At 66.5% G+C, this 14286-nt stretch carries 1 protein-coding gene (only partly in view); it reads right to left on the reverse strand.

Going from position 1 to position 14286, the window contains the following annotated elements; genetic code table 11:
• Positions 1-14286, reverse strand: partial view of a non-ribosomal peptide synthase/polyketide synthase gene (locus LKE06_RS03020; protein ID WP_227997015.1) — the final stretch only. 29448 nt of this gene lie beyond the right edge of the window; the window shows 14286 of its 43734 coding nt (coding positions 29449-43734); its start codon lies beyond the right edge, outside the window; its stop codon occupies positions 1-3.

The raw sequence follows: 14286 nt of genomic DNA on the forward strand, positions 1-14286 counted from the left end.
CTACTCAACAACCACGATGCGAATCGCCGCCTCGGCCTCCTCGGTCGCATCGGTTGGTTCGCCGGGGGCGACGAACCAGTGGGTGACCTCGCCGTCGGCCAGGTCCTCGGCGATGTCGCCGTTGGTGGGCAGCACCGAGAGGGCGCCGGCGGTGGCGGCTACGAGCAACTCCAGCAGGGCCACCGGGCCGGTGGTCGCGGTGGTGAACGTGGTCGATTCGTAGTCGACACTGTTCTCGTCGCGGACCCGCGCGGCTCGGTCGAGCGCCTCGACCTGGCTGAGCACTTCCGAAACACCATCGGTATGCAGGACGAAGGCCGGATGCTCCTCGGCGAGCGGGCGGACCCGATCCGAGTAGGAGACGGGATGAGTTGGCGCGGCGGCCAATTCGGCCTGTGTCTGTGGATCGGACGGCACCAGCCAGTGCAGCCCGGCCGAATCCACCGGATCCAGGGTGATGCCGAAAGTGGCTCCCGCGCCATCGATCTCGGCAGCGGACCGCACAAACAGACAGGCGGCGCCTGCCTTCTGCACGGCCCATGCCGCGACCACCGCGTCCATCGAGCGCGGCAGCCCCACCGCGACGATATCGCCGGGACCGGCACCGCGATCGATGAGCACTCTGGCCAGCTGCGAGGAGCGGCGATCCAGGACGTGGTAGGCGATTTCGTCGCCATCGACCAGTAGCGCGGGCGCCTCGGGATCGGCCTCGACGACCTCGGCGAGCACCTTCGCCACCGTGCGAGCACCGACCCGTCCCGCATCCGGTGTGGTGGCCGCGCCCGCGACACCCGATTCGGCGAGCAGTCGGGCGCGTTCGTCGCTGTCGAGGATGTCGATATCCCCGACGAGCCCGGTGGGATCGGCGAGCAACGCCTCGAGCACCCGAATCAGCCGCGCGGACAGGGTTTCCACCTCGTCGGCGGTGAACCGGCTGACCTGGTATTCGAGGGTGAACTCGAGGGTGGACTCGGCCAGCACCTGCAGTGTCATCGGGTAATGCGAGGCACTTTCGACACCGACGTCGACGACCGACATACCGTCGATCGAGCTCGCCGCGGCGATCGCCTCGCGGTCGATCGGGTACGACTCGAACACCACCAGTGTGTCGAACTGTGCACCGGCACCGGCCACCCGCTGAATGTCGGTGAGCCCGACATAGTGGTGATCGAGCAGGTTGGCCTGTTCGCGCTGCAACCGCTTCAGTTGGTCGTCGATGGTCGCGTGATCATCAACGCGTACCCGCACGGGCAACGTATTGATGAACAGGCCGACCATCGATTCCACGCCCGGCAACTCGGCGGGCCTGCCGGACACCGTCGCACCGAACACCACATCGTCGCGGCCGGTCAGCCTGCCGAGCAGAATGCCCCACGCCGCCTGCACCAGCGTGTTCACCGTGACGCCGAGTTCGGCGCAGTGCTTGGTGATCTGCCTGGTCCGGTCCGCGTCGATCTCGGTGACCAGCTTGCGGGTCTCGTAGGTCTCGACAGCACGCAACGGTGCGGCGAGTTCGGTCGGCTCGGTGACGCCATCGAGCGCGTCGGCCCACGATCGCAGCGACGCGGTCACATCACGCTCGGCGAGCCAGTCGAGGAAGCTCCGGTAGGAGGCCACCTGCGGCAGCGCGGCCTGATCGCCGTGCACCGCGTAGAGCACCAGCAGATCCCGCATCAGCAGCGGCATCGACCAGCCGTCGAGCAGGACATGGTGGGTGGCGATTGCCAGGTGCCAGTCCTCGGGACCGGTGCGCAGCAGGGTGTAGCGCACCAACGGCGCGACACTCATATCGAATTGGTCCGCCCGGTCCGCGACCAGCCGACGTCGCAACTCTTCGGCCCGCTCCGGCTCCGGCAGATCGGTGAGATCGACCTCGCGCCAAGGCACTTCGAGCCGATCGAGCACGACCTGCACGGGCTGGCCGTCGGAGTCGGTGGCGAAGGCGGTGCGCAGGTTGGGGTACCTGTCGATGATCGCCTGCGCGGCGGCGCGCAGCCGGTCGGCCGACACGGTTCCGCTCAGATGCACCACGGCCTGCATGGTGTAGACGTCCATGGTGGAGGTGGTCATCAGGGCGTGGAAGAGCAGACCGGATTGCAGTGGCGAGACCGGCCACACTTCCTCTAGCCCCGGGTACGCCTGCTCCCAGCGTTCGATATCGGTCTGGCCGACCCGAACCAGCGGCATATCCGACGGCGTGAGGCCACCGGCTTCCGGCCGTTGCGCGTGCTCGGCCAGCGCGGTGAGCGCGTCCGCCCAGTGCCGCGCCAGTTCCCGCACCCGTGCCGCGCTCAGCAGCCCGGCCGGGAATGCGAAGGTGGCGGCCAACTTCGGACCATCGGCAGTATCGAGGACACTCGCTTCGATGTCCACCGCCGCGCCGGCCGGTGCCGAGGCATCCCAGCCGGTGGTAATCGACAGCGGCGGCAGACCCGCGAAGTGGAAGGCGACCTGACCCAGCTCCGGCTGCCCGAGCAGCCCATGGCCGACACCGTGATCCGGTACCGCGAGCAGCTGTTCCTTGACCGCCTTGACGATGTCGCCTATCGCGGCACCGCTGGTGAACGCGTCGTCCAGATCGGCTCCGCCGAGGTCGAGGCGCACCGGATAGGAGGTGGTGAACGGACCGACGGTGCGCGAGAGTTCCGCGCCTGGCACCGCCGTGCGGCCGTCACCGTCGAGCCGGATCAGTACCGGCCCGTCGGTGCCACGCCAGCGCACCAGTGCCATCGCCAGTGCCGACAGCAGAGCATCGGACGCACCGCCGCGATACAGCTGCGGAATCGTGTAGAGCACCGAATCGGTGACCTCAGCGGGCAATTCGACCGAAACCCGCGATACCGTGGCCGCGGTGTCGATCGCCGGATCGAAACCGCGCGCGGTGAACAGCGGATCCGCAGTGCGCGAAACCTCTTGCCAGAACGGCAGTTCAGCGGCGCGAACGGTGGCCTCGTCGGCCAGGCCGTGCGCCCAGCGCCGCAGCGAGGTACCGGTCTCGGGCAATGTGACTGGCTGCCGCGCCACCAGCTGGGCCGTGGCCCGCTCCAGATCTGCGATCAGAATCCGCAGCGAAACGCCGTCGGCGGCGAAGCGATGCGCGATGACCAACAGTTCGTCGGCACGGTCCTCGGCCGTGAAGCGCAAGCGCACGAACTGCGCCATGACTCCATTGACCGGATCGAGTCGTCCAGCGGCGGCGAAGCGTTCGTTCTCGATGAATCGCGCGGGTTCGCCTCCCTCGACCTGGATTTCGCGCACGAGCCCGGCGATATCGGGCCCGCTGTCGAGTGCTTCGAACACCCAGTTCTCCTCCACCCGGCGGATCCGGGTGCGCAGGGCATCATGGCCGTCGAACAGCGCCGCAATCGCCGCGACCAGCGAATCGTGGTCGAGCGCATCCGGCAGGCGCAGTGTCGTCGACAGCGAGAACCGCCGATGGGTCGCGTGATTCAGCGCCGACGCGACGCTCGGTGGCAGCGAAATCGGGCCGACGCCGCCACCGGGTAGCTCCGGCAGTCGCGGCTCGACATCCGCCGTCAGCGTGGCGATCGAGGCGAGACCGGCGACACTGCGCTGCTCGAACACCTGACGCACGCTGAACACCACGCCCCGCGCCTTGGCGCGCGAGACCAGCTGGATCGACAGAATGCTATTGCCGCCGAGTGCGAAGAAGTCGTCGTCGGCACCGACCCGCTCGGCACCGAGCACATCGCCGAACACCGCGGCCACCTTTTGCTCGACGCCGATCGCGGGCGCACGGAAGACAGCCTGCTCGAAAGTGGGTTCTGGTAGGGCATTTCGGTCAAGCTTGCCATTGGCGTTCAACGGCAGCGCATCCAGCACAACGAACGCGCTCGGCACCATGTAGGACGGCAGTTCGGTACCGAGTGCCGATTGCAGTGCGCGCTTATCGAACTCCTCGGTCGCGGGCACGACGTAGGCGACAAGTCGATCGCCGAGGCCGGGATCGGTGTGCGCGAGCACCGCCGCCGAGGTGACGGCGGGCTGCCGCAGGATCGCGGATTCGATCTCGCCGAGCTCGATACGGAAACCACGAATCTTCACCTGGAAATCGGTACGACCCCGATACTCCAACTCACCCAAGCCATTCCACGCCACCACATCACCCGTGCGATACATCCGCACACCCGACCCGAACGGACACGCAACAAACCGATCCGCCGACAAATCCGCACGACCGAAATACCCACGCGCCAACTGCGCACCCGCAAGATACAACTCACCCGACACACCCACCGGAACCGGACGCAACCGCGAATCCAACACGTACACACGACTGTTCCACTCCGGCACACCGATCGGCACCGACACCACATCAGCGGCGGTAACACGATGACTGGTGATCGAAACCGCAGCCTCGGTCGGACCATAAAGATTGAACAACTCGACACGCGGATACGCCTCCCGCATCCGCTGAGCCACACCAGCAGGCAGTGCCTCACCAATAGCCAGCACCCGCCACAACGAATCAGGCAACCCATCGGAGAGCAACGCATCCAGCATCGACGGCACCACATGCAAAGTGGTCACCCACTCATCAGCCATCAACTCATTCAGGTAAGCCGGATCACGATGCCCCTCCGGCGCCGCGATAACAAGCCGACCACCCGACACCGCCGCCGACCAAAACTCCCACACCGACAAATCGAACGTCGCCGCGGTCTTCAACAACACCGCATCACCAGCATTGAGACCGAACTCCGCGGTCTTCCACAGCAACTGGTTGACAATCGCGCCGTGCGAGACCGCGACACCCTTCGGTTGACCAGTCGAACCCGAAGTGAAAATCACATACGCGGTATTCGCCGCGCTCAACACACCATTACGCTCACCCGCCGACACCGGCACGCTCGAACAAGCCGACAAATCCAACTCATCGATCACCACAGTGTCGAACCCCGCCGCGCTGAATCCGTCACGACCTGTGGTCAACACACACACCGGTGCCGCAGTATCGAGAATGTATTCGACACGATCGGCAGGTTGATCCGGGTCGATCGGCACATACGCCGCACCCGACTTCGCCACCGCATACATAGCGACCACAAGATCGATGGAACGCCGGATCGCCAACGCCACCCGATCCTCCGGCGCAACACCACGCTCGATCAGGAAACGCGCCAAACGATTCACCCGCGCATCAAGCTCACCATAAGTGAGCTCCACACGCTCACCGACAACCTCATCAGACAACAACGCCGCAGCCTTCGGCGCCGCCGCAACCATCGCATCAAACATCGACACCAACGTCGCCGCCGAATCAACCTCATACGCCGTGTCATTCCACGCACCGAGAATCCGGGCACTCTCCTGCGGCGCGAGCAAATCGATCTCTCCGACCGTCGCCGAATCGTCGGCGATGAACGCGTCGAGCACCCGCACGAACCGATCGACGAATCCGCGCACCGTCGACTCATCGAACAAGTCGGTGGCGTAACCGAATTCGGCGACGATCTCCGCGGGCATGCCGTCCTCGGCGTACCTATCGAAGACGGTGACATGCAGGTCGGTCTTGGCCAGCTGCGCACCGAAATCGACAGCGCTCACCGACAATCCGGGCAGCTCGAAGGTTGTCTCGGCCATGTTCTGGAACGACAGACCCATCTGGAACAGCGGATTGCGCGCCGTCGAACGCACCGGGTTGAGCACCTCGACGAGGCGCTCGAACGGCACGTCGGCATTCGCGAACGCCTGCAGATCGCGTTCGCGCACCCTGGCAAGCAGATCGGCGAAGCGGTCGTCGGGCAACACGCTGGTGCGGAACACCAGGGTGTTGACGAACATGCCGATCATGTCGTCGAGTTCACGTTCGCCACGACCCGCGATGGGCGTGCCGACGGCGATGTCATCGGTGCCCGACAACCGCGCGAGCAATACCGCCAGCGCCGCGTGCACGACCATGAACAGCGAGGCATTGTTCGCCCGGGCGATTTCTTGCAGCCGCGCATGCCGGTCGGCGGAGATCTCGAAGCGAACCGCACTGCCACGGAAGGACTGCGCGGGCGGGCGCGGCCGATCCGCAGGCAGCTCCAGCTGATCCGGCAGACCTTCCAGCGTCGACTGCCAGTAGGCGATCTGTTGCGCCGCAACGGATTCCGGATCCTCTTCGGAACCGAGGACGGCACGCTGCCACAGCGCGTAATCGGCGTACTGCACCGGCAGCGGCGCCCACTGCGGCAGGTCACCATTGGCCCTCGCCACATAGGCAACCATCAGATCGCGGGCCAGCGGCCCCATCGACGCGCCGTCCGCGGACACGTGATGCGCGACGAACGCGATCACGTGCTCCTGCGGCGCCAACCGCAGCAGCGCCACCTTCAACGGCACCTCGGTGGTGACGTCGAAGGTGGTGAGCACGAACTCGATGACCGTGCCGATCAGCTCCGATTCGGCGATATCGACAACACGCAACTGCGGCGTCACCTGCGCGGCGGGCGCGATCACCTGGTAGGGGCCGTCATCACCCTTCGGGTAGGTGGTGCGCAGCACCTCGTGGCGGGCATAGATGTCACCGATCGCCTGTTGCAACGCCTCGACATCCAGCGCACCGGACAACCGCACCGCGAACGGGACGTTGTCCACCGCGGAAGCGGTCGTATCGAACTGGTTGAGGAACCAGTACCGCTGCTGCGCGGGCGAGAGCGGAACCCGCTCCGGCCGTGCCCCGGTGACCAGCGCGGGCCGCGCCCGGCCGGTTCCGGTTTTGTGTTCGGCCCTGGCGGCCAGCGCCCGCACCGTGGATGCCTCGAACAGATCGCGCACCGCCATCCGCGTGTCCAGCGCGGCACCGAGCCGCGCGGTCACCTGGGTGGCGATCAGCGAGTTGCCGCCGAGTGCGAAGAAGTCGTCGTCCGCGCCGACTCGGTCGACACCGAGCACATCCGCGAACACACTCGCGACGATTTCCTCGATCGGTGTTGCGGGAGCACGGAATTCGCGACTGGTGAACTCCGGCGCCGGCAACGCCTTGCGGTCGAGCTTCCCGCTCGCGTTCAAGGGGAACGCGTCGATGATCACGATGGCGGCGGGCACCATGTAGGCGGGCAGTACATCGGTGATACCGGCCAACAGACCGGCCTGCTCGATGACGCGCCCTGGTTGCGGCACCGTGTATGCCACTAGCTGATCACCCAGGTCCGACTGCGCGACCAGGGCAACGGCCTGGCTGACATCGGGCTGGGCCAGCAGCGCGGTCTCGATCTCACCGAGCTCGATGCGCTGGCCGCGGAACTTCACCTGGAAGTCGGTGCGGCCGATGTACTCGAGTCGGTGGGAAACCTCGCCCGTCGAGTCGCGCCAGACGACGAGGTCACCGGTGCGGTACATCTGCGTGCCCTCAGCGAACGGGTTGGCCACGAACCGATCCGCGGTGAGGTCGGGACGGGCCACATAGCCACGCGCCAGCTGATCACCGGCGAGGTACAACTCGCCGGCGACACCCGATGGCACCGGACGCAGCCGGGAATCCAGTACGAACACCTGAACATTCCACTGCGGCAAGCCGATCGGCACGGTGCGCTCGTCCCGGCCGCTCGCGGGCCAGTAGGTCACCGAGACCGCGGCCTCGGTCGGCCCGTACAGGTTGTGCAACTCGGCATCCGATACCGCCCGCCACGCCGTCACCGTCTCCGGCGGCAGTGCCTCACCGATCACGAACACATCGCGCAGTGTCGGGCAGGAACCCGGTGTCAGCTGTGCGGCGAATACCGTCAGCATCGATGGCACGAAGTCGGTGACGGTGACCCCGTTGGCCGCGATCATCTGCGTCACATAGGCCGGGTCTCGATGGCCGTCGTGGGTGGCGACAACCAGTTTCGCGCCCGCACGCAACGGCATGAAGTAACCCCACAGCGACACATCGAACGTCGTCGCCGTCTTCTGCAAATACACATCATCGGGATCGAGCGGATACTCCGCCAGCATCCACTCGATCTGATTATTGATAGCCCCGTGCGAAACCGCGACCCCCTTGGGCCGACCGGTCGAACCGGACGTGAAGATCACATACGCCGGATTCGCCTGCGACACCGGTCGCAGCAGCTCATCGGCGGTGACCGGATGGCCGGCATACGGGTCGAGGTCGACGGTGTCGAGGATGATTACCTCGGCCATGGGCACCGGCACCTGATCCACCGTCGTCGTCAGTACGCAGGCCGGCTCGGCGGTATCGAGAATGTGCGCGATGCGCTCGGCCGGATGATCGGGATCCAGCGGCACGTAAGCGCCACCCGCGGTCACGATCGCATACATGCCGACCACCAGATCCAGCGAACGCCGCACCGCGAGACCGACCAACGATTCCGCACCGACACCCCGCGAAATCAACAGGCGCGCAAGCTTGTTCACCCGCTCATCGAACTCACGGTAGGTCAGCTCAGCACCCTCGTAGGACACCGCAACCGCATCCGGACGCGCCACGACCGCACGCCGATAGCCATCCAGCAGCAGTTCCGGCGCCAGTTCATGGGCGGTGTCGTTCCAGTCGAGGACGGTGCGTGCCCGTTCGGTGGCCGCGAGCAGTTCCAGATCGCCCACCGCGGTCTGCGGTGCGGCGACGACCTCGCCGAGCAGCCGCCCGAAACGATCCGCGAAGCCCTCGACGGTGGCGCGGTCGAAAAGATCGGTGGCATAGGTGAACACACCCTTGATGCCCGAGGGCGCGCCCGATTCGTCATAGGTGTCGGTAAGGATCACGTGCAGGTCGAACTGCGAAATCCCGCTGTCGAAGTCCACACCCGCGACCGTGAGTCCCGGCAACTCCAAGGTGGTCATCGCCAGGTTCTGGAACGACAAGCCCACCTGGAACAGCGGATGCCGCGCCGTCGAGCGTGCCGGGTTGAGCACCTCGACGAGCCGCTCGAACGGCACGTCGGCATTCGCGAACGCCTGAATATCGGTATCGCGCTGCCGTTCCAGCAACTCGGTGAACGCCACGCCGACATCGACCCGGCTGCGGAACACCAGGGTGTTGATGAACGTACCGATCAGGTCGTTGAGCGCGGCCTCGCCGCGACCCGCCATCGGGGTACCGATCGCAATGTCCTCGGTACCCGACAACCGCGAAAGCAGCACCGCGAGCGCGGTGTGCACGACCATGAACAGGGTCGCGCCCTCGGACTGGGCCACCTCGATCAAGCCGCGATGGGTATCGGCGTCTACGCCGACCACCACGGTGGCGCCCGCGAAGGTCTGCGTCGCCGGACGCGGGCGATCGGTAGGCAGATCCAGCTGTTCGGGCAGTTCGGCAAGCGCGGTCCGCCAGTAGGTCACCTGGCTCGACATCAGCGAGTCCGGGTCGTCCTCGCGGCCGAGTAGTTCGCGCTGCCAGATGCTGAAGTCGGCATACTGCACCTCGAGCGGCGACCAGTTCGGCGCCTCCCCCATCGACCGCGCGACATAGGCGGTCATGAGATCGCGCACGAGTGGCCCGACCGACGAACCGTCACCCGCGATGTGGTGAACCACCATAGCGATGACGTATTCGGTTGCCGCACCGTCGATCTCGAACAGCGCCACCCGCACCGGCACCTGCTCGGTGACGTCGAATGGCATCGAAATCAGTTCGACCACGGCAGATTCGACACGGTCGGCGGTAATGGTGTGCTCGGCAAGCGGCAGGATCGCCCGCGCGGGCGGCAGGATCACCTGAACCGCGTCACCGTCGACCGACGGGTAGACCGTGCGCAGCACCTCATGCCTGCCGACCAGATCCGCGATCGCCTGCCGCAATGCCGCGACATCCAGCTCACCGGTCAACCGCACCGCGATCGGCACGTTGTAGGCCGCCGACCCGGTATCGAAGCGGTTGAGGAACCACATCCGCTGCTGCGCGAGCGAGAGCGGAATACGTTCCGGGCGCGGCCCCGCCGTCAATGCGCGACGACCGCCGGCACCCGCCTGCTGCTCGACCCGCACCGCGAGCGCGGCGACGGTCGATGCCTCGAACAGCAACCGCACCGGCACCCTCGTGTTCAGCGCGGCGCCCAACTGCGCGGCGACCTGGGCCGCCAGCAGCGAGTTGCCGCCCCAGGCGAAGAAATCGTCATCGAGCCCGAGTCGACGGGACGCGGGCTCGGACCGCTCGTCCAGGCGTAGCACCTCGGTGAAGATATTCGCCACGATCTGCTCGATCGGCGTGGTCGGCGCGCGGAAGGCGGCAACCTCGAAGGTGGGCTCCGGCAATGCCTTTCGATCGAGCTTGCCATTGGCGTTCAGGGGAAGGGCAGCAAGCACGACGAAGGCGCTCGGCACCATATACGACGGCAGTTCCGCGCTCAGCGCGGTCTGCACCCGAGGCACATCGACATCGCCGGAGGTCGCGGGCACCACATAGGCGACAAGACGGTCACCGAGACTCGAGCCGGTCTGCGCGAGCACTGCCGCCGCGGAGATCGAATCCTGTCGCAGCAGCGCGGCCTCGATTTCACCGAGCTCGATACGGAAGCCACGGATCTTGACCTGGAAATCGGTACGGCCCCGATAATCCAATTCGCCATCGGCGTTCCACGCCACCAGGTCGCCGGTGCGATACATACGCGCACCGACCTCGAATGGATTCGCGACGAACCGATCGGCCGTCAGATCCGGGCGGCCGAAGTAGTCGCGGGCCAGCTGCACACCGGCCAGATACAGCTCACCCGACACCCCGACGGGCACCGGACGCAACCGCGAATCCAGCACGTAGACACGGCTGTTCCACTCCGGGCGGCCGATCGACACCGACACCGAATCGGCGTCGGTAACGAGGTGGTTGGTGATCGAGACCGCGGCCTCGGTCGGTCCGTACAGATTGAACAGCTCGGCGGCATTGTCACGACGGAAGCGCTGCGCGGTGGCCGCGGGCAGCGCCTCGCCGATCGCCAGGACGCGGCGCAGCGAACCGGCCAGGCGCCCACCGGATTCGGTGAGCAGTGCGTCCAGCATCGACGGAACCACATGCAGCGTGGTCACTTCCGTCGTCCGCATCAACGCGTTCAGGTACGCCGGATCGCGCTGGCCGTCGGCGACGGCGACCACCAGTCGGCCACCGCTCAGCGCCGCGGTCCAGAATTCCCAGATCGACACGTCGAAGGTCGAGACAGTCTTCAACAACACCGCGTCGTCGGCGCCGAGGCCGAATTCGGCGATCTCCCACAGCAACTGGTTCACGACCGCGCCGTGCGTGATCGCGACACCCTTCGGCTGCCCCGTCGAACCCGATGTGAAGATCACGTACGCGGTATTGGCGGCCTGAAGTGGGCGCAGCCGGTCCGCGTCGAGCACCGGTCGCGCCGAGTACGCGGTGAGGTCGAGCGCGTCGATCGCGACGATATCGGAGCTCACATGCTCGAAACCGTCGCGCTCGGTGGTCAATACGCAGATCGGAGCGGCCTTGGCCAGAATGTAACCCGTGCGTTCGGCAGGCTGCTCCGGATCGATCGGCACGTACGCCGCGCCCGCCTTCACCACCGCGTAGGTCGCTACGACCAGGTCGACGGACCGGCGAATGGCAAGCGCCACCCGATCCTCTGGTGCGACGCCCCGTTCGATCAGGTAGCGCGCCAACCGGTTCACCCGCGCGTCGAGCTGCGCGTACGTCAGCTGGTCGGGCGTATCGGTGGGGCCGTCGACGACCAGGGCCACCGCATCCGGCGTAGTCGCTACCGTCGCGTCCAGCAACGACACCAGAGTCGCGGTGGTATCGAGTTCGTGGTCGGTGTCGTTCCATTCGGTCAGGATCCGCGCGCCCTCTTCCGGCGCGAGCAAGTCGATATCGCCGACCCGGACGTCCGCGTCGGCGAGCGCGGCGTCGAGCACCTGCACGAACCGGTCCGCGAAGCCCTGCACGGTCGCCTCGTCGAACAGGTCTGTGGCATAACCGAATTCGGTGATGATCTGCGCAGGGGTGCCATCCTCCGCATAGCGGTCATACAGCGTCACGTGCAGATCGGTCTTGGCGAGCTGGGAATCGAAATTCACCGGGCTCACCGAGAGACCGGGCAGCTCGAACGCGGTCTCGGCCAGGTTCTGGAATGACAGACCCACCTGGAACAGCGGGTTGCGTGCGGTGGAGCGCACCGGGTTGAGCACCTCGACGAGCCGCTCGAACGGCACGTCGGCATTGTCGAATGCGTGCAGATCCCGTTCGCGTACCTCGGCGAGCAGATCGCTGAAGCGAGCGTCGCCCTCGACCCGGGTGCGCAACACCAGGGTGTTGACGAACATGCCGATCAGATCGTCGAGTTCACGCTCACCACGACCCGCGATCGGGGTGCCGACAGCGATGTCGTCGGTGCCCGACAATCGCGCGAGCAATACCGCCAGCGCCGCGTGCACGACCATGAACAACGAGGCATTGTTCGCCCGTGCCAGTTCGGCGAGGCGAACGTGGCGCTCCGGCGAGATTTCGAAACGAATAGCCTTGCCGTGGAAGGACTGCGCGGGCGGGCGCGGCCGATCGGCAGGCAGTTCCAGCTGGTCGGGCAGCCCGGCCAAGGCCGACTGCCAGTACGCGACCTGACGAGCGGCCGTCGATTCGGCGTCCTCCTCGGAACCGAGCACCGCGCGCTGCCACAGCGCGTAATCGGCGTACTGCACCGGCAGCGGGGTCCACTGCGGAGCCTCACCCGCGACCCGGGCGACGTAGGCGGCCATGAGGTCGCGGGCGAGCGGCCCCATCGAGGAGCCGTCCGCGGATACGTGATGCACCACGAAGGCGATCACCTGCTCGTCGTCGGCGATGCGGTAGAGCGCCACCGCCAACGGCACCTCGCTGGTGACGTCGAAAGTCGTCATGGCGAAGGCGATGACGCGGCCGATCAGCTCCGTTTCGTCGGTCTCGATCGGTTCCAGCGTCTGCCCGGTGCGCGGCACCGGCAGGATCACCTGGTGCGGCCCCTCGGGCGAACCCGGGTAGATGGTCCGCAGGATTTCGTGCCGGGCGAACACGTCGCCGATCGCCTGCTCCAATGCGTGCACATCGAGCGCGCCGGACAACCGCACCGCGAGCGGAATGTTGTCGACGGCCGAAGTGTCGGTGTCGAACTGGTTGAGGAACCAGTACCGCCGCTGGGCCGGCGAGAGCGGGACCCGCTCGGGTCGCTCGCCCGCGGTCAGTCTCGGGCGGGCCCGGCCGGAGCCCGCGATGCTCTCCACCCGTGCCGCGAGCGCGACCACCGTTGATGCCTCGAACAGATCGCGCACCGCCAGCCTGGTGTCGAGTGCGGCGCCGATCCGCGCGGTCACCTGGGTGGCGACCAGCGAGTTGCCGCCGAGTTCGAAGAAGTCGTCGTCCAGGCCGACCCGGCCGACACCGAGCACATCGGCGAAAGTTTCCGCGACGGTCTCCTCGATCGGTGTCGAGGGGGCGCGGAACGCCTTGACCTCGAAGACCGGGGCGGGCAACGCCTTACGGTCCAGCTTGCCCGAGGCATTGAGCGGGAACGCGTCGAGCACGACGAACGCGTTGGGCACCATGTAGCTGGGCAGCTCGCCGCCGACCTCGGAACGCACCTGCTCGACATCGATCGAATGATCAGCGGCGGCAATGACATACGCGGCCAGCTGCTCGCCGAGCCGGTCGTCGGAACGCACCACCACGACCGCCTGGGCGATCGATTCCACGGCGGTGAGCGCTGCCTCGATCTCGCCGAGTTCGATGCGCAGACCACGCAGCTTCACCTGGAAGTCGGTGCGGCCGAGGTATTCCAGCTCACCGCCCTCGGTCCAGGTGACGAGGTCACCGGTGCGGTACATGCGAGCGCCGCCCGCACCGAACGGGTTCGCGACGAACCGGTCGCTGGACAGATCCGCCCGCGCGACATACCCACGAGCCAGTTGCACACCCGCCAGATACAGCTCACCCGGCACGCCCACCGGAACCGGATGCAACCGCGAATCCAGCACGTACACCTGGGTGTTGAACACCGGGGCACCGATCGGCACGGACACCGTGTCGGCCTCGGTGATCTCGTGATAGGTCACGTCGACCGCGGCCTCGGTCGGGCCGTAGAGGTTGTGCAGCCGGGCGCCGGTCAGCTCCCGCATGCGCTGGGCGGTCACGGCGGGCAATGCCTCGCCGGAGGCGAAAACATTACGCAGGCTTGTGCATTCGTCGGCGACGACCCCGGAGGCGGTAGCTTGCGTGACCGCCGAGGGGCCCGCCGGCGACGCCATCAATGCGGCGACGAAGACCGACATCATCGATGGCACGAAGTGCGCGGTGGTGATGTTTTCGCGGGTGATCAGCTCGACCAGGTAGCCGGGGTCGCGGTGACCGTCCGGTTT

Origin of the sequence: Nocardia australiensis (genome assembly GCF_020733705.1) — a bacterium.
In the GTDB taxonomy this organism is placed as follows: Bacteria; Actinomycetota; Actinomycetes; order Mycobacteriales; family Mycobacteriaceae; genus Nocardia; species Nocardia australiensis.